The sequence below is a fragment of the Kitasatospora sp. NEAU-69 genome (assembly GCF_057158765.1).
Map to the genome: position 1 here is coordinate 1 of NZ_JBWXUE010000056.1, position 17,883 is coordinate 17,883.

Consider the following 17,883-nt stretch of genomic DNA (forward strand, 5'->3'; position numbering starts at 1 on the left):
GGGCGAAGGCCCTCGTATGGGACGGATTGGGGCCTGTGCCCGGCGCGGCGAGAGTGCGTGCATGGCGTCGCCGAGCAGAAGGGGGTTCGACGACAGGCCCTAAACTCCTCGGGTGGACATGACGCTGAACGACCCCCTGCTCGGTACGTTGCTGGACGGCCGCTACCGGGTCGAGCAGCGGATCGCGGTGGGCGGTATGGCCACGGTCTACCGGGGTTTCGACACCCGGCTCGACCGGGTGCTCGCGCTCAAGGTGATGCACCCGGCGCTGGCCGGCGACGCCGGGTTCACCGAGCGGTTCATCCGCGAGGCGAAGGCGGTCGCCCGGCTCTCGCACCCCAACGTGGTCAACGTCTTCGATCAGGGTGCGGACGGCGGCGCGGTCTTCCTGGCCATGGAGTACGTACCCGGGCGCACACTGCGCGACCTGCTGACCGACCGCCGCGCGCTCTCGGTGCGGGCGGCGCTGGACGTGCTGGAGCCGGTGCTGGCCGCGCTCGGCGCCGCGCACCGGGCCGGTCTGGTGCACCGCGACGTCAAGCCGGAGAACGTGCTGATCACCGACGGCGGCCTGGTCAAGGTCGCCGACTTCGGTCTGGTGCGGCTGCTCTCCGGGGCCGACGCGGCGGTGACGAACAGCACCACGCCCGGCATGGTGATGGGCACCGTCTCGTACCTGGCGCCCGAACAGATCCAGCCGTCCGGCGACACCGACCAGCGGGTCGACGTCTACGCGGCCGGCATCATGCTCTACGAACTGCTGACGGGCAGTAAGCCGTACGTCGGCGAGAACCCGATGCAGGTGATCTACCGTCACCTGCACGAGGACGTGCCGGCGCCCTCGCTCCTGGTGCCGGGTCTGCCGCCGGAGCTGGACGCGATAGTCGCCGCCGCGACCGCCCGCGACCCGCAGTACCGGCCGTGGGACGCGGTCGAGCTGCTGGCCTCGCTGCAGCGGCTGCGGCGGACCCTGACGCCGGCCCAGCTGGACGCCGAACCGCCGGCCTCCGCCCAGCCCTCGCCGCGGTTCGCCACCAGCGAGGCCACCTCGCTGATCAGTGCACCGGTCGAGCGGACCAGCGTGCTGCCCGTCCCGCCGCCGGAGCCGTTGATCCCGCAGCGCCCGTACCACGAGCCGACGCCGCCGCGCCGGTCCCAGTCCCGGGCGCAGTCCCGGGCGCAGCGCTCGCCGCGGTCGCGGCGGCGGCTGGTCTGGGGCTCGGCGCTCGGCCTCGTGCTGCTGGCGGTCGCCGCGGTCAGCTACCTGCTCTCCGGCGCGGTCTACGCGACCGTGCCCTCGGTGCTCGGCCAGACCCAGGCGCAGGCCGTCACCACGCTGGACGGCGCCGGCCTGCAGGGCCGGTTCAGCCAGGCCTTCAGCGAGAGCATCCCGGCCGGCCAGGTGATGAGCACCGACCCCGGGGTCGGTGCGCGGGTGCAGAAGAGCGACGGCGTGAAGGTGGTGCTCTCCAAGGGCCCCGAGCGGATCGCCGTGCCGGACCTCACCGGCAAGCCGGCCGACCAGGCGAAGCAGCTGCTCACCGCGGCCCGGCTGACCCCCGGCAGCAGTAGCGAGGACTACAGCCCGACCGTGCCGCAGGGCGCGGTGGTCTCCACCGACCCGGCGGCCGGCCAGCCGCTGCCGGTGAACGCGCCGGTCTCGCTGCTGATCAGCAAGGGCCCGGCGCCGGTCGCCGTGCCGGACACCACCGGCCAGCCGGTGGCCACCGCGCAGAGCACGCTGGTCGGCGCCGGTTTCAAGGTCGCGCTCGCCGCCGACCAGGCGTTCTCGGACGGCGTGCCGGCCGGCTCGGTGACCACCCAGGACGTCACGGGGACGGCGGCGCCGGGGACGACGGTGACCCTGACGCTCTCCAAGGGCCCGCAGCCGGTACCGGTGCCGAGCGTGACCGGGATGAGCGAGGCGGACGCCACCAAGGCGCTGACCGCGGCCGGCTTCAAGGTGAAGAGCACCGGGCTGAACTTCTTCGGGCTGAGCAGCGTCGCGCAGCAGACCCCGCTGGCCGGGACGATGACGCCCAAGGGCTCGACGGTCACCATCAAGTTCTAGCCGGTCCCGCTCCCGGATCCACCGAGCTAGCGCAGCGGGCCGTCGCCCGGCTCCTCCTGGTAGGAGTAGCGCTGCTCGGTCCACGGGTCGGCGCGGTTGTGGTAGCCGCGCTCCTCCCAGAAGCCGCGCCGGTCGGCCCGCATGTACTCCACCGCGCGGACCCACTTGGGCCCCTTCCACGCGTAGAGCTGCGGCACCACCAGCCGGACCGGGAACCCGTGCTCCACGGTCAGCGGCTCGCCGTTGCAATGGGTGGCGAAGAGCGTGCGCGGGTCGGCGAAGTCGGCCAGCCGCAGGTTCGCGCTGTAGCCGTACTCGGCCCAGACCATCACATGGGTGACCTCGGCGGCCGGCGGCACCAGGTCCAGGACGGTCTTGGCCGACACGCCGTTCCACTCGCTGTCGAACATCGAGAAGCGGGTCACGCAGTGCAGGTCCGCGTGCACCGTGACCCGCGGCAGGGCACTGAAGGCCTCGTGGTCCCAGCTGTGCTTCTCGGCCGAGGCGGTTGCGCCGAACACCTGGAAATCCCAGGTCAGCGGCTTGAAGCGGGGCACCGGACCGTAGTGCAGGACCGGCCAGCCGCGTTGCCTGCGCTGGCCGGGAGGGAGCCTCGGGTCAGACTGCTCGGATTGTTCTTGTTCGGACTGACCCATGACTCCATGGTGACAGACGGCGCACGGAGTCAGCCGAGCGCCCCTCACCGCCCCGAGCGCCCCACCGGTGGCGGAATATGCCGAAAAACCGGTCATAAGACTCAAAAACGAGTGAGTGTGAACTTACTGGAAATATCACCCATAGCGGTGCCAGGATGCGTCCAGCTGGTTCCCCGACTGACTCCATCCGAGCGGCAGGAAGGCACACACGCCATGCAGGGCGACCCCGAGGTCATCGAATTCCTCAACGAGCAGCTCACCGCCGAGCTGACCGCGATCAACCAGTACTTCCTGCACGCGAAGATGCAGGAGAACTTCGGCTGGACGAAGCTCGCGAAATACACCCGGCACGAGTCCTTCGACGAGATGAAGCACGCCGAGGTGCTCACCGACCGGATTCTCTTCCTGGACGGCCTGCCGAACTACCAGCGGCTCTTCCACGTCCGGATCGGCCAGACGGTCACGGAGATGTTCCAGGCGGACCGGCAGGTCGAGGTCGAGGCGATCGACCGGCTGCGCCGGGGCATCGTGGTGATGCGGGCCAAGAACGACGTCACCTCGGCCAACATCTTCGAGTCGATCCTGGCCGACGAGGAACACCACATCGACTACCTGGACACCCAGCTGGAACTGGTGGAGAAGCTCGGCGAGGCGCTGTACCTCGCGCAGCTGATCGAGCAGCCGGAGAGCTGACCGCACTCAGGTCCGGCGGTTCAGGCGATCCGGCGCAGCTCGGGCCGGACGAGCCGGGGCAGCGGATTCGCCCGCTCGGCCACCGGCGCGTCCTCGGGGTCGGCCAGCCCGAGCTTGGCGGCGAGCCGGGCGGTGGGGCACGGGCGGCCGCCGTGCTCGCCCAGCAGGGTCTGGATCCGGCGCACGCAGGAGCCGCAGTCGGTCCCCGCCTTGCAGCCCTGGGCTATCTGGCGCGGGGAGTTGGCACCCGCGTCGATCGCCCGCTTGACCTGGTCCTCGGTGACCGCATGGCACATGCACACGTACATCGCGGACTCTCCCAGGGTGGCGCGGGGTCTTTAGCTAAGGCTCACCTTACCTGCCCTTCCGGGCATGAAAAAGCCCCTCCGCTTCGAGAAGCGGAGGGGCCTTCGTCACATTGCCCGGCGGAACACTGCCCGGCCGGACGTTCCCCGGTGGGCTCAGTGGCCGCGGTACATCTCCGCGACCAGGAACGCCAGGTCCAGCGACTGGCTGCGGTTCAGCCGGGGGTCGCAGGCCGTCTCGTAGCGCTGGTGCAGGTCGTCGACCATCACCTCGTCGCCACCGCCGACGCACTCGGTGACGTCGTCGCCGGTCAGCTCCACGTGGATGCCGCCCGGGTGGGTGCCGAGCGCGCGGTGCACCTCGAAGAAGCCCTTGACCTCGTCGAGCACGTCGTCGAAGCGGCGGGTCTTGTGGCCGGTCTCGGCCTCGAAGGTGTTGCCGTGCATCGGGTCGCAGATCCAGACCGGCTGGGCACCGGACGCGGTGACCTTCTCCACCAGGGTGGGCAGGTGCTCGCGGACGTTGCCCGCGCCCATCCGGGTGATGAAGGTGAGCCGGCCGGGCTCGCGCTCGGGGTCGAGCCGCTCGATCAGGGTCAGTGCCTCGTCCACCGTGGTGGTCGGGCCGAGCTTGACGCCGATCGGGTTGCGGATCTTGGACGCGAACTCGATGTGCGCACCGTCCAGCTGGCGGGTGCGCTCGCCGATCCAGACCATGTGGCCGGAGACGTCGTAGAGCTCGTTGGTGCGCGAGTCCACCCGGGTCAGCGCGGTCTCGTAGTCGAGCACCAGCGCCTCGTGCGAGGAGTAGAACTCGACCGTGCGGAACTCCTCCGGAGTGACCCCGCACGCCTGCATGAAGCTGAGCGCGTTGTCGATCTCCTTGGCCAGGCGCTCGTAGCGCTGGCCGGCCGGCGAGTTGCGCACGAAGTCCTGGTTCCAGGCGTGCACCTGGCGCAGGTCGGCGTAACCACCGGTGGTGAAGGCACGGACCAGGTTGAGCGTCGCGGCGGACGCGTTGTACATCCGCTTCAGCCGCTCCGGGTCGGGCCGGCGGGACTCGGGGGTGAAGTCGAAGCCGTTCACCGAGTCGCCGCGGTAGACCGGCAGCGTGACGCCGTCGCGGGTCTCGGTCGGCTTGGAGCGCGGCTTGGAGTACTGTCCGGCGATCCGGCCGACCTTGACCACCGGCACCGAGGCGGCGTACGTCAGCACGGCCGCCATCTGGAGCAGCGTCTTGAGCTTGTTGCGGATCTGTTCCGCCGAGACGCCGTCGAAGGCCTCGGCGCAGTCGCCGCCCTGCAGGAGGAACGCCTCGCCACGCGCGACAGCGCCGAGCCGGGCGCGCAGCTGGTCGCACTCGCCGGCGAAGACGAGGGGCGGATACGAAGCGAGGTCCGCAAGAGCGGTGCGCAGCGCCTCAGGATCCGGCCATTCAGGCTGCTGCGCCGCGGGCAGGGACTGCCAGGAGTGGAGATTGTTCACGGTCACGCCTCAAAGGCTACGGGGTGACTCAAGCGATTTGTGCGAGATGCCCGGTGGGTGAGACGCGCGGCGGACATTTGGCGGCTCGGGTGCCCAGACCGTCCCATACCCGTGGACGCATCGGTTAGCGTCCCTGTCATGACCGCACCGCACAGCTGCTCCTGGTGGTGGACCATCCCGCGAGGTGGCCCACCGATCGCGCGTCGCTGCTGACGACACCACGGCCGCCCCTCGGGGTGGCCGTCGGCGCCTGAGCGCCCGGCCCTCCCGGGAGAGCGGACCCCCAGTTCCCGCCCCTCCTCCGGAAAGAAGCCGAACGTGACCAGTCCCGCTCTCGATCAGTTGCTCGCCCGGCTCTGTGCGCCGGACGCCCCTGCCTTCGCGCTGCTGCACCGCCGCGCGCCCCGGCTCGCCCAGGACACCGTCGAGGTGCTGATCGGCACGGTCGCCGACCACGAGTCGCTGGCCGACCTGCCGGTGCCGGCCGGCGCCCCGGGCGACGGCCGGCCGCGGCACGACCTGCTCGCGCTGGTCCCGTACCGGCAGATCCGCGAGCGCGGCTTCGAGGCGCACGACGACGGCACGCCGCTGAGCGCGCTCGCCGTCCAGGAGAGTCATGCGTACCCGCTGGCCGAGGTGATGGCGGCGCTGCCCGTGCTGCCGGTCACGCTCTCCGGCGGCGGCTTCGACATCGACGACGCGGCGTACGCGCAGATCGTCCGCCGGGTGATCCGGGACGAGATCGGCAGCGGCGAGGGCGCGAACTTCGTGATCCGCCGCGACTTCGGCGGGACGCTGGAGGGCTTCTCGCCGGAGCTCGCGCTGAGCCTGCTGCGGCGGCTGCTCGAACAGGAGCGCGGCGCGTACTGGACGTTCCTGGTGCACACCGGCGACCGCGTGCTGGTCGGCGCCTCACCGGAGGTGCACGTGCGGCAGAGCGGCGGGACGGTCGTGATGAACCCGATCTCCGGCACCTACCGCTATCCGGCCGGCGGCCCGACGATCGACTCGCTGATCGACTTCCTGCACGACCCCAAGGAGCTGGAGGAGCTCACCATGGTGGTCGACGAGGAACTGAAGATGATGTGCACGGTCGGCGACCTCGGCGGCCAGGTGCTCGGCCCGCGCCTCAAGGAGATGGCGCACCTCGCGCACACCGAGTACGAGCTGCGCGGGCGCACCTCGCTGGACGTCCGGGACGTGCTGCGCGAGACCATGTTCGCGGCGACCGTCACCGGCAGCCCGGTGCAGAACGCGACCCGGGTGATCCGCCGCTACGAGCCCACCGGGCGCGGCTACTACTCGGGCGCACTCGCGCTGATCGGCCGCTCGGCCGGCGGCGGCCAGCAGCTCGACTCGCCGATCTGCATCCGCACCGCCGACATCGACCCGGCGACCGGCCGGCTGGTGGTCCGGGTCGGCGCCACGCTGGTGCGCCACTCCGACCCCGACTCCGAGGTCGCCGAGACGCACGCGAAGGCGGCCGGCGTGCTCACCGCGATCGGCGCGCTGCCGGCCCCGGCCGTACCGCAGGCCGGCACCGACGCGCACCCGACCAACCCGCGCCTGGCCGACGACCACCGGGTGCAGGCCGCGCTGGACTCCCGCCGGGCCGGCCTGGCGCCGTTCTGGCTGCGGATGCAGGACCAGCTGACGGTCAGCGAGCCCGAGCCGACCCTGGTGGTGGACGGCGAGGACACCTTCACCGCGATGCTCGCCCACCTGCTGCGTTCGCTCGGCCACCAGGTCTCGGTGCTGCGCTACGACACCCCGGGGCTGCGCGCGCGGGTCGCCGCGCACCCCGGTCCGCTGGTGCTCGGCCCCGGCCCGGGCGACCCGGCCGACACCGCCGACCCGAAGATGGCGCTGCTGCGCCCGATCGCCGCCGACGCCCTGGCGGCCACCCGCGCCGGCACCCGGGCGCACCCGCTGCTCGCCGTCTGCCTCGGCCACCAGCTGCTCTGCGGAGAGCTCGGCCTGCCGCTGCGCCGCAAGGCCACGGTCTACCAGGGCGCGCAGGAGACGATCGACCTGTTCGGCGCCGCGCAGACCGTCGGCTTCTACAACACCTTCACCGCGCACTGCGGCCCCGCCGAGGCCGCCCGGCTGGCGGCCGAGAGCATCGAGGTCGCCCACGACCCGGCCACCGGCGACATCCACGCCCTGCGCGGCCCCGGCTTCGCGAGCCTGCAGTTCCACCCGGAGTCGGTGCTGACCAAGGACGGCGTGGGCGTGGTCGCGGAGCTGCTGCGCGGCGCGGTGCCGGTCGGGAACTGACGGGCACAGCCACCCTGGCCGTCACCCGGACGAGCGAGTCCCACCGCCCTGACCTTGACCGGGCGGTGGGATCCCGCAGAGCCGGGCGGTGCCCCACCGGGCCCGGCTCGCCGCGCCTTCCCCTCCTCCTCTGTGACCTGCGGCACACTGGCCGACATGCGCATCGCAATCCTCGGCACCGGCTCGGTCGGCCAGACACTCGCCGGCAAGCTGCTCTCCCTCGGGCACGACATCACGCTCGGCTCGCGCAGCGACGCCAGCCCGACCGGCAGTGCGTGGGCCGAGGCAGCCGGGGCGCGCGGGCACTGCGGGACGTTCGCGCAGGCGGCCGCGTTCGGCGAGCTGGTGATCAACGCGACGCCCGGCACGGCCACGCTCGACGTGCTGGCGGCGGCCGGGGAGGAGGCGCTGGCCGGGAAGGTGCTGATCGACGTGTCGAACCCGCTGGTCTTCTCGCCCGAGGGGGAGGCCACCCTCGACCCGGTCAACACCGACAGCGTCGGCGAGCGGATCCAGCGCGCCTTTCCGCGGACCCGGGTGGTGAAGGCGCTCAACACGATGTCGGCGCCGGTGATGGTGAACCCGGGGCGGGTGCCGGGCCGGCACCTGGCGTTCATCGCGGGGGACGACGCCGCGGCCAAGCGCGAGGTGTCCGGGCTGCTGACCGCCTTCAACTGGCCGAACCAGGACGTGATCGACCTCGGCGGGATCAAGGCCGCACGCGGGATGGAGATGCTGATGCCGTTCTGGCTCAGCATGATGCGCCACTACGGGCACACGGACTTCAACTACAGCTTCCAGGTCGCGGACTGAGCAGGGCGAGCCCGACGGGCCCGACGAGCAGCCGGAACGGCGATGGGCGGGCCCACGATCGCGGGCCCGCCCATCGGCACGTGCGGTGCTACTTCTCGTCGTGCTCCGCGGCGTCCTTCTCGGCCTTCTCGGCCTTCTCGGCCTTCTCCAGCTCCTGCTTCTCCTTCTCGGCCGCCTTCTCCGCCGCCCGCTGCTCGCGCTGCTCGGCGCGGCGCTCGGCGTCGGCGCGCTTCTTCTCGTCCGCGATCTGCCGCTTGGCGGCGGTCGCGTAGATGTCCACGTACTCCTGGCCGGAGAGCCGCATGATCTCGTACATCACCTCGTCCGTGACCGAACGAAGGATGAAGCGGTCGTTCTCCATGCCCTGGTAACGGGAGAAGTCGAGCGGGCGGCCGATCCGGATACCCGGGCGGATGCCGAACTTGGGGATCACCTGGCCGGGCGGCTGGACCTTCTCGGTGTCGATCATCGCGACCGGGATCACCGGTGCACCGGTGGCCAGCGCCACCCGGGCCAGGCCGCCGACCTTGCCGCGGTACAGCTTGCCGTCGGGCGAGCGGGTGCCCTCGGGGTAGACGCCGAAGAGCTCACCACGGTCGATCACCGCGATCGCGCTGCGGATCGCGGCCTCGCCGGCCCCGCGCACGCCCGAGCGGTCCACCGGAAGCTGACCGACGCCCTTGAAGAAAGCCGCCGTCAGCCGGCCCTTGAGGCCCGGCGTGTTGAAGTACTCCGCCTTCGCGATGAAGGTGACCCGGCGCTTCATCAGCGCGGGCAGGAAAAAGGAGTCCGAGAAGGAGAGGTGATTGCTCGCGATGATCGCGGCGCCCTCTTCCGGAATGTTCTCGGCACCCTCCATCCACGGACGGAAGAAGATCCGAAGCAGAGGGGTGACGATGATCTTCATCAGTCGGTAGAACAACTCCGGACCTCCTGTATTGCAGACCGGTCGATCCTAATGCCCCGACAGCCCCCGGACTGCACCAGAGGGGGTGTACGCAGGCACGCGCCCATGGGACGATGCGGCTCCCGCCCCTGCCCGGTCCACCGCCGAGTCGAGTACCCGGTCGAGCCCCCGGTCGAGAACCCGCAAGGAGCCCCGCATGCCGCTGCTGCCCGGTGCCGAGCCGTTCCACCACCGCGGCGGGCCGGTCGGGGTGCTGCTCTGTCACGGCTTCACCGGCTCACCGCAGTCGCTGCGCCCGTGGGCCGATCACCTGGCCGCCGCCGGGCTGACCGTCTCGCTGCCGCTGCTGCCCGGCCACGGCACCCGCTGGCAGGACCTCCAGGTGACCCGGTGGGAGGACTGGTACGCGGAGGTCTCCCGCGAACTGCTGCTGCTCACCCGGGAGTGCGAGCAGGTCTTCGTCTTCGGCCTCTCGATGGGGGGCGGCCTCGCGCTCAAGCTGGCCGCGGACTACGGCAAGCAGGTCGCCGGGGTGGTCGTGGTGAACCCCTCGGTGCGCTCCGACAAGCCGGCCATCGCGCTGCTGCCGGTGCTGCGCCACCTGCTGCCCAGCGTGCCCGGGATCACCAGTGACATCGCCCGGCCCGGCGCCGTCGAGCTCGGGTACGACCGGCTGCCGACGCACGCGCTCTGGTCGCTCTCCCACTTCTGGCGCGAGGTCCAGGAGGCGCTGCCCCGGGTCGACCAGCCGCTCCTGCTGCTGCGCAGCCCCCGGGACCACGTGGTCTCGCCGGCGAACTCCGCTCTGGTGCTGGCCCGGATATCCTCGGTCGATGTGACGGAGCGGCTGTGCGAGCGCAGCTACCACGTGGCAACGCTCGACCACGACGACGAACTGATCTTCGAGGAATCCCTCGGGTTCGTCCGACGGTTGTCCGCGGTAGCGAAGGCCACAGACCAGCAGGGCTGAGGGCGACCAGGACCGAAGGGCCGGCAGTGCACGAGCAGGAGAGCAACACCGCGGGCGACGACGAGGACCGCCCCACCGAGAGCGAACCACGCCCGGCGCCGGCCCCCGGCAGCCAGGCCGAGCAGGACGCCATCTTCGCCGCACTGGTCGCGCAGTTCGACGACCCGGTGGACCTGACCCGCTCCGACTGGCCGGAGATCGAGAACCTGCGGGCGAAGAACGACCTGGGTGCCAGGAACGACCTGGGGATCAGGAACGACCCCGGCACCAAGAAGGGCTTCGGCACCGGCGACATCGGCGGCTTCAAGCCGCAGCCGCGGCCGCGGATCACGCCCGGCCAGCCGGTGCCCGGCCCACCGCCGGGCCCGCGCAGCTGGGAGGCGGCCGAGGACCCGGACGAGGGCCACTTCGTGCCGCCCGAGCCACCGCCGCTGCCGACCGGCGACACCACGTCGAGGTTCGCCTGGATCGCCGTGCTCGGCGGGCCGGCGCTGCTCCTCTTCGACGTGCTGTTCTGGCGCGAGGTGGCCGGCTGGCCGGCCTGGGTCGGCATCACCGCGTTCCTCGGCGGCTTCGTCACGCTGGTGGTCCGGATGAAGGACCGCGACGAGGACGAGCCGCCGGACCCGCACGGCGGCGCCGTCGTCTGACGCCTGACAGTACGGAGCAGCGCCCCGGGGACTCCCCCGGGGCGCTGCGTCGTTGCAAGTGGTGATGAGCGGTGATCAGTACTGCGTGGTCACGGTGACGCCGGAGAAGTCGCTGGTCCCGAGCAGGCTGATGTAGTTCGCGCCGGCGTGCGGGTAGCTGATGGTCAGGGTGTGGCTGGTGCCGGCACCGGTCGAGCGGGCCGTCGCGTTGCTGCTGTTCGCCCAGGTGCTCTTGTTGAAGTAGAGGTTGACGTTGCCGGTGCCGCCGCTCGTGGTGATGGTGAGCTGCTTCGTGCCGGCCGGCACGTTGATGTAGAAGTAGCCGTAGCCACCGGCCGGTTGGGCGAGGTTGCTGCGGCCGCAGTTCTGGCCGAGCACCCGCACGTCGGGGTCGGTGCACTCGGTCGAGCCGGTGGCCGTGACCGTCACGGTGCCGGTGGTCGCGGCCGAACCGCCGTCGCTGTCCAGCACGGTGAGGTGCACGGTGTACGTGCCGGGGTTGGCGTACGTCTTCACCGGGTCGGCGTCGGTGGAGGTGGTGCCGTCGCCGAAGTCCCAGCTGCGGGAGACGACGGTCGCGCCGGTGGGGGCGGTGGTGTCGGCGAAGTTCGCCGAGAGGCCGTTCACCTGGGTGGTGAAGGTGGCGGTCGGCGGCTGCGGGATGTTGTCGTTGCAGGCGCCGGCGGCGCAGGCGGCGAGCCAGCTGGACCAGTCCGCGTCATAGCTGGTGCCGATGCCGGTGAGCAGGCCGAGCGCGCCCTGGTAGTCACCGGAGCGGTAGAAGCCGAGCAGCTTGTCCACGTCGGGGCGGTGGCGCTCCAGCATGTAGCGCACCGAGAGGTAGCCCCACGGGTAGATCCGGTCCTCGCCGCTGTTGTAGGTGTTGGCGAAGACGGTGCTCAGCGGGTAGCCGGCCTTGGCCGCGTCGGCCACCGCGTCGGTGTCCACCAGGCCGCGGTAGGTGTAGGAGTCGTACTCGGCCAGGCCCTCGATCCACCAGATCGTGTCGGGGGTCGAGGTGGCGGCGGTGAAGTCGCCGGCGGTGTCGAAGCGGCCGTCCAGGTAGTGCGTGAACTCGTGGTTGAGGTTCCAGATCTGGAAGCTCGGGCGCAGCCAGTCCGCCTCGTAGGCGACGAACCGGGGCACGTTGGCCGGGTCGGAGGGGTTGCCCTCCATGTACATCCCGCCGTTGTCGGTGCTCATCCCGAAGATCTCGCCGGCGTAGGTCTGGTAGTCGGCGGTGGAGTGGAAGATGTCCAGCGTGAGCGTGGTGTTCAGGTCGCCGGGCAGCGGGCCGGGGTCCTTGACCAGGTTGTGGAAGAACGCGGTCTCGCCGATCAGGCTGTTGCAGGTCGCGTTCAGCTCGTCGGTGGTCAGCGCCTGGGCCTCGATCTTGAGGAACGGGCTGCAGGTGTACTGGATCGTCAGCACCGCGGCCTTCAGCCGGTCGGCCAGGTCGCAGGTGTTGTAGTCGGAGCAGTTCGCCTGGTCGTACTGGTCGGCCTGGGTGGCGACGCCGACCCACAGCGGCGCGGTGGAGCCGGTCATCGCCGACTCGGCGAGCAGGCCCTTGACCATCGGGCGCACCTTGGGCAGCAGCGTGCTGTCCTGCAGGAAGCGGGCCAACTCGGTGCCGGCGTTCGCGGCGAGGAAGCTCTGCGGGCCGCCGAGCAGCGAGAGGTTGTTGCTCGCGAAGGTGCCGAGCGTGTCCAGGATGCTCGGGTCGGCCTCGGTCGCCGCGATGAAGTCGGCGTTCTGGTGGCCGCGGAACAGCACGGTGTAGACGTTGTTGACCGCGTTCACCATGTTGTAGGACGCGTTGTACGAACTGTTGTAGTTCGTCAGCAGCTTCTTGAGCACCGGCAGGTAGCGGGCGTTCTGGCCGGCGCTGTCGATCAGCGTGACGGCCTCGGCGAGCACCGCGCCGTTCGCGTCGGTGGCGTCCGTGCTGTGCGGGTTCGCGTAGAAGGCGTCCAGCGCGGCCTGGATCGCGCTCTGCAGCGCGGGGCCGTAGCTGCCCACGTCGGAGGCGTTGCCCCACTGGACGTAGTAGCCGGCCCGCAGGTAGAGCACCAACTCCAGCACCTGTGTGCTGTCGTCACCCGGGTAGGCCGGCGAGGCCGCGGCGAGCGCGTTCGCGACGGTGACCATCTGCGACTCCTGGAACGCGGCGTGCGCGTCGGAACCGGTCAGGGTGAAGAGGGTGTTGACGCAGTCCGAGCCGGCCGCCTGGATCGCCTGCACCAGCGCGCTGCCGGTGCTGCCGGTGAACGCGGCGGTGGAGCAGGTGGTGGTGGCCGGGTGTGCGGCGTGCGGCGCGACCGTACGCGCCTTGCTGTAGTCCTGGTGCAGCGCCGAGTTGTCGGCCGGCAGCGGCGGACGGTCCTTGGCGGCGACGCGCGACTCGTCGTCGCGGACGGTGCCGGTGGCCGGCTGTGGGGCGAGGCCGGGCCGGGGTGCGCGGGGCTTGGCGGCCGCCTTGGGGGTGGCGGGCGAGAGCGTCTGGGCGTGGCCCTGCGGGATGTTGAGACCAAGGCCCATGGTGAGCGCGAGGCCGGCTATCAGGAGTCGGGGCATGCTGCGCCCGACGGTGGTGCTTCTCACGTGAGGGTCTCCCGATGTGGGGGGCCGCGCCTGGGAAGCGCGGCCTTCGGCGAGGACCGTGGCCTGCACTGGGGTTGACGGAGCCTCAGAATTCGTCGCCAGAGCCGTAGTTGAAGAGTGGGGTTACGGCACACGACGGATCCCTGGCCGCGTCGAGCATGCCACGGTGGGGTGTGTGACATGTACCATTGCATACATCACATGACTCGTGAAGAGATCCGACGCAGTCGATCCGGCAGCAGCTGACAGAAAGTTGTCTGACCAACAGTCAGTCACGGTTGGTCACACACTCGGCCGCGATCGGGCGCGACCAGCCGCGATCCGCTGATGGGACGTCAGGCCTCAGGGCTTCAGGCCCCAGGGCTTCAGGCCGCCGGCACCCGCAGCACCGCGACGACCGGCAGGTGGTCGGTGGCCGCCAGCAGGTCAGCGGTCGGCAGCGGCGGCACGCCGCAGGCGAGCACCTCGATCGCGGGCGAGGCGAAGACGGCGTCCAGCCGCTGGAACGGGTCACCGGGGCGCGAGGTGTACTCACCGCCCCACGGGCTGGTCGCCCAGCCGTCCTGGTAGTGCGCGGCCAGGCCGTGCCAGTCCGCGTCCTCCGGGTGCGCGTTGAAGTCCCCGCCGATCACCGAGTACGGGCTGATCGCCGCGTGCTCGCGCAGCAGCTCGAACTGCTGCAGCCGCTCCCCCGGGATGAAGCTCAGGTGGCAACTGGTCAGCGCGAACGGGACGCTGTGCCCGATCCGCACCATCGCGGTCGCGAAGCCGCGCGCATGCATGCCGCGGTGCTTGGGCAGCAACAGGTCGTGCCGGCTGAGCAGTTGCGTCCGCATCCGGCCGAGCAGCAGCGGGCCGGCCGCGCTCCGCCCGCCGCCGGAGAGGATCACCGTGCCGGTGTTGCGGGCCAGCCAGGCCGCCTGGCCCTCGGGGCGCCAGTAGCGCGGCGACTCCTGAATGCAGATCAGATCCGGCTCACAGGCGCGGATCACCCGGGCCAGCGCCCGCCGGTCGTCGCGCTGCGAGCGGATGTTGTAGCTGAGGACCCGGACCCGCTCGGCGCCGTCCGCCTCAGGCCCGGAGGCCGGCAGGCCGAGCCCGGCAGCGGCCGGCCCGCTCGCGGCCGGCCCGGTCGTGGTCAGCCCGGTCGCAGTCGCAGCCGCAGTCGAAGTCACCCCAGTCACTCCTGACACGCTACCGGCTCCGCCGTGGCGGAGCCGGTCGTGGCCGAAAGCAGCCGGAAAACGTCGGATCCCGGACGGTGTCAGGCCATGCGGGCCAGGTCGGCGGCGCCCGCGATGCCGGCCGCCGAACCCATCGAGGCCAGCACCACCTCGGCGCGCGGCCGGTGCTCGCCACCGGTCAGGTACTTCTCGTACGCCTTGGCCACCGGGTCGAGCAGCAGCCGGCCGGAGTCGGAGACACCGCCGCCGAGCACGAAGACGCCCGGGTCGAAGAGCGCGGCCAGGTCGGCCATGCCCCGGCCGAGCCAGTCGGCCAGCTCGTCGTAGCACTCCAGCGCGAGCGGGTCACCGGCCTCGGCCGCCTCGGTGATGTGGATGCCGCGGATCGTGTCGGCCACGCCGTCGTTCAGCTCCAGCATGTGCTTGCCGCGCACCGGGTCGGCGGCCGCCTTCTCCCGGCCGTAGCGGCGCAGCGCCCGGCCGGAGCCGTACTGCTCCCAGCAGCCCTTGCCGCCGCAGCCGCAGAGCAGGCCGTCCGGCACCATGTTGAGGTGGCCGATCTCGCCGGCCACGCCGAACCGGCCGCGCTGCAGCCGGCCGTCGAGCACGATGCCGCCGCCGATGCCGGTGCCGACCGTGATCAGCACCATGTCCTCGTGCTCGGCCGCCGCGCCGAACCGGAACTCGGCCCAGGCCGCGCAGTTCGCGTCGTTCTCCACGACCGTGGTGATGCCGGTGAGCTCGGCGATCCGCCCGCCCAGCGGCTCGTTCTCCCACGCGATGTTCGGGGCGAAGATCACCGTGGAGCGGTCGCGGTCGACGAAGCCGGGGGCGCCGACGCCGACGGCCGCGATCTCGCCGTACTGCGCCTTGAGCTCGCGCACGGCCTGGGCGATCGCATCCACTGCCCACTGCGGGTCGGCCGGCGTGGGTACCCGGGTCCGGGCCAGGATCTCGCCGGACTCATCGACCACACCAGCCGCGATCTTGGTACCGCCGACGTCGACGCCGATGGTCAGAGCCATGTGTCCCTCAGTCATTCGCTCGTGCCCGATGGGGCGGAACGGTTCCTGTTCCCGCCCGGCCGTGCTCCCGTACACACCTGGCCCATACATTATCCGAAGACAAGGCCGAGGGAACCCCGCCGAGAGGCTTCAAAAGTCGTACGATTCAGGGCTTTCGGTAGTGACGGGAATCCACTGGGTAGTCAGCGCGCGTAGCGTCGCAGGGCGCGGCCGGGGCCGGCGGACGGCTCAGCCGTCCACGTCGATGTGCTCGGATTCCTGCTGCGCCGGCGCGGCCCAGCGCCGCTCGTGCCCGGCCACCGCGGCCCGGTAGGCGGCCACCAGCTCGGAACCGGCGGCCGAGAGGTGCCGGTAGACCTCGGGGTGCTCGTCCCTGATCCGGCCGAAGGCCCGTTCGGCCTGCTCGCCGACCGCGCAGGCCAGCTTGCGCACCTCATCGACCAGCTGGCCGGCACCGGGCTGCGGGTCCTGTGGCTCTGAACTCTTCATCACGCGCGCCTTTCCAAGCAGTGGACGCATCCGCGCCCACCACTCGACGCTACCGGTTGCTACCGGCCCTGTGGCCAGAGGTCCGGGTCCGGCGCGAAGCGCAACGTCAACTCGCCGTCACGCAGTGCGGCCCCTTCGACCGTGCAGCGGCGCAGCGCGGCGGGCAGCGGCAGGATCCGCCGGTACGCGCCGAGGCCGACCACCAGTTCGTCGCCGCGCCGCATCAGCTCCAGGTCGGCGCGCTCGGCGCCGGGCGCGGTGAGGCGCCAGATCAGCACGCCGTCCTCGGCCAGCCGGTCCTCGGCGCGCCACGGCCAGTCGGTGACGGGGGCCGGGCCGGGGCCGTCACCGTAGAGCTGCGCGGCCAGCGCCGGCAGGTCGCCGGCCGACTGGTCGGCCGTCAGCAGCGGCACGCCCAGCTCCAGCCGGGCCAACCGGTCCCGCTCCCGGGCGGCCTGCCCGGCCAGCCACGGATCGGCGGAGGCCGCCGCGGCGGGCGGCAGCGTGCGGTGCGCGACCACCGCGTCCAGCCGGTGGCCGAACAGCGCGAGACCGGCGGCGGCCCGGCGCAGTCCGCCCGGCGAGCAGGAGCCGGCGTCGGCGACCAGCCGCACCGAGGTGCCGGGCGACTCGATCACCCGCCGGGTCGCGGCCAGCTCGCCGGCCGCCCAGCCGCGCGCGCTGTACAGCCACTCGGAGGGCATCGGGACGCCGGCCACCGCGGCCAGCAGCGGGCGCAGCGCGCGGGCGGCCTGGCGCTGCTCGGGCAGCAGCCGGGCCAGGTAGCGGTCCAGCTGTTCGGGCAGCGCGAGCGCGGCGGTCAGCTCGGCGGGCGGCGGGGCGGCGGCGACCACCAGGTCGTAGCTGCCGGCGGGCAGCCGCAGCGCGTGCAACAGCGCCAGCTCGCGGGTGCCGGGCAGCGCGGTCAGCTCGTCGGGCTCCAGCGGGTCCACGCCGAGCAGGTCGAAGCCGGTGCGCAGTCGCCCGTCCAGCCCGGCCAGGGCGCGCCGGAACGCGTCCTGCTCGTCGATCCGGCTCGCCCACAGGCCGTCGTCGACGGCTGCGGGGCCGCCGGTCAGCCGCAGGCCGAGTGCGTCATCGACCAGCCGGTACGGGTCGTCGGCGGCGAGCAGCAGGGTGCGCAGGCCGCGCCGGGCGGCGTGCAGCGCGGTGGCGGCGGCCACCGCGGGCACTGCGGCCGGGTCGCCGGTGACCAGGACCGTCCGGACCGCCTGCTCCGCACCACCCGGCTGCTGCTGCCGCTCCCCCGCCTGTGCCATGACTCGGATCAGCCCTCGACGCGCTTCTTCAGACCGGCGAGCGCACGGTCGATGATCACCTTCTCGGCCTTGCGCTTGATCATGCCGAGCATCGGGATCTTGACGTCCACGGCCAGCTGGTAGGTCACCTCGGTGCCGCCGCCGACCGGCGCCAGCGCGTACGAGCCGTCCAGCGCGCGCAGCATCTGGCTCTTGACCAGCGTCCAGGAGACGAGCCGGTCGTCCTCCCAGGTGTACGCGAGCACGTGCTCGTCGCGGATCGCACCGGCGTCCAGCACCAGCCGGACCTCGCTGGCCCGGCCCTGCTCGGTGCGGCCGAGCACCTCGATCTCCTTGACCTCACCGGTCCACTGCGGGTACGCCTCGAAGTCGGCGATCACTGCCATCACCTCGGCCGGCGGCTTCGCGATGACAATGCTCGACCTGGTGTGTTCCGCCATGGGTGGGCCTCCGCGTCGTCCCGTGCCACTCGTC

Annotated in this window: 16 protein-coding genes; 6 read left to right on the forward strand and 10 right to left on the reverse strand. The window is 71.8% G+C overall.

The window, feature by feature from the left end; all coding sequences use genetic code 11:
* Window positions 1-118: 118 nt before the first annotated feature.
* On the forward strand, window positions 119-2,071 hold the full coding sequence (gene pknB, locus AC060L_RS35695) for a Stk1 family PASTA domain-containing Ser/Thr kinase (protein ID WP_483803176.1): 1,953 nt from the start codon (window positions 119-121) through the stop codon (window positions 2,069-2,071).
* A 26-nt stretch (window positions 2,072-2,097) separates the two neighbouring features.
* Here the strand turns inward: pknB and AC060L_RS35700 are convergent, their stop codons facing one another.
* Window positions 2,098-2,727 carry a sulfite oxidase-like oxidoreductase gene (locus tag AC060L_RS35700; protein ID WP_483803150.1) on the reverse strand — a complete coding sequence of 210 codons (630 nt, stop codon included), beginning with the start codon at window positions 2,725-2,727 and terminating at the stop codon, window positions 2,098-2,100.
* A gap of 213 nt (window positions 2,728-2,940) precedes the next feature.
* Between AC060L_RS35700 and bfr the strand changes: the two genes are divergently transcribed.
* Window positions 2,941-3,420 (forward strand): bacterioferritin, encoded by a 480-nt coding sequence (gene bfr / locus AC060L_RS35705; protein WP_483803151.1) that lies wholly within the window; start codon window positions 2,941-2,943, stop codon window positions 3,418-3,420.
* A 20-nt stretch (window positions 3,421-3,440) separates the two neighbouring features.
* Here the strand turns inward: bfr and AC060L_RS35710 are convergent, their stop codons facing one another.
* Window positions 3,441-3,728, reverse strand: a complete 288-nt coding sequence (locus AC060L_RS35710) for a (2Fe-2S)-binding protein (protein WP_483803152.1) — start codon at window positions 3,726-3,728, stop codon at window positions 3,441-3,443.
* Between the two features lie 153 nt (window positions 3,729-3,881).
* A complete protein-coding gene (locus AC060L_RS35715; RefSeq protein WP_483803153.1) occupies window positions 3,882-5,216 on the reverse strand; it encodes a class II 3-deoxy-7-phosphoheptulonate synthase in 1,335 nt (444 codons plus the stop codon).
* Window positions 5,217-5,528: 312 nt separating this feature from the next.
* Between AC060L_RS35715 and AC060L_RS35720 the strand changes: the two genes are divergently transcribed.
* Together AC060L_RS35720 and AC060L_RS35725 are read left to right on the forward strand one after the other, a co-directional pair.
* On the forward strand, window positions 5,529-7,487 hold the full coding sequence (locus tag AC060L_RS35720; RefSeq protein ID WP_483803154.1) for an anthranilate synthase family protein: 1,959 nt from the start codon (window positions 5,529-5,531) through the stop codon (window positions 7,485-7,487).
* 156 nt (window positions 7,488-7,643) lie between these two features.
* Window positions 7,644-8,300 carry an NADPH-dependent F420 reductase gene (locus AC060L_RS35725; RefSeq protein ID WP_483803155.1) on the forward strand — a complete coding sequence of 219 codons (657 nt, stop codon included), beginning with the start codon at window positions 7,644-7,646 and terminating at the stop codon, window positions 8,298-8,300.
* 88 nt (window positions 8,301-8,388) lie between these two features.
* Here the strand turns inward: AC060L_RS35725 and AC060L_RS35730 are convergent, their stop codons facing one another.
* A complete protein-coding gene (locus AC060L_RS35730) occupies window positions 8,389-9,207 on the reverse strand; it encodes a lysophospholipid acyltransferase family protein (RefSeq protein WP_483803177.1) in 819 nt (272 codons plus the stop codon).
* 196 nt (window positions 9,208-9,403) lie between these two features.
* On the opposite strand from AC060L_RS35730, the gene AC060L_RS35735 reads away from it, so the two are divergent.
* A complete protein-coding gene (locus AC060L_RS35735) occupies window positions 9,404-10,177 on the forward strand; it encodes an alpha/beta hydrolase (RefSeq protein ID WP_483803156.1) in 774 nt (257 codons plus the stop codon).
* 26 nt (window positions 10,178-10,203) lie between these two features.
* A complete protein-coding gene (locus AC060L_RS35740) occupies window positions 10,204-10,827 on the forward strand; it encodes a hypothetical protein (RefSeq protein ID WP_483803157.1) in 624 nt (207 codons plus the stop codon).
* A gap of 75 nt (window positions 10,828-10,902) precedes the next feature.
* Here the strand turns inward: AC060L_RS35740 and AC060L_RS35745 are convergent, their stop codons facing one another.
* From AC060L_RS35745 to AC060L_RS35770, 6 genes are all read right to left on the reverse strand, one after another.
* Window positions 10,903-13,431 (reverse strand): collagenase, encoded by a 2,529-nt coding sequence (locus AC060L_RS35745; RefSeq protein ID WP_483803158.1) that lies wholly within the window; start codon window positions 13,429-13,431, stop codon window positions 10,903-10,905.
* A 365-nt stretch (window positions 13,432-13,796) separates the two neighbouring features.
* On the reverse strand, window positions 13,797-14,606 hold the full coding sequence (locus tag AC060L_RS35750; protein WP_483803159.1) for an endonuclease/exonuclease/phosphatase family protein: 810 nt from the start codon (window positions 14,604-14,606) through the stop codon (window positions 13,797-13,799).
* A gap of 89 nt (window positions 14,607-14,695) precedes the next feature.
* Window positions 14,696-15,640, reverse strand: a complete 945-nt coding sequence (locus AC060L_RS35755; RefSeq protein ID WP_483803160.1) for an ROK family glucokinase — start codon at window positions 15,638-15,640, stop codon at window positions 14,696-14,698.
* A gap of 228 nt (window positions 15,641-15,868) precedes the next feature.
* On the reverse strand, window positions 15,869-16,129 hold the full coding sequence (locus tag AC060L_RS35760; protein WP_483803161.1) for a DUF5304 family protein: 261 nt from the start codon (window positions 16,127-16,129) through the stop codon (window positions 15,869-15,871).
* Window positions 16,130-16,188: 59 nt separating this feature from the next.
* On the reverse strand, window positions 16,189-17,409 hold the full coding sequence (locus AC060L_RS35765; RefSeq protein WP_483803162.1) for an ArsA family ATPase: 1,221 nt from the start codon (window positions 17,407-17,409) through the stop codon (window positions 16,189-16,191).
* Between the two features lie 8 nt (window positions 17,410-17,417).
* A complete protein-coding gene (locus AC060L_RS35770) occupies window positions 17,418-17,849 on the reverse strand; it encodes an SRPBCC family protein (protein ID WP_483803163.1) in 432 nt (143 codons plus the stop codon).
* Window positions 17,850-17,883: the final 34 nt, after the last annotated feature.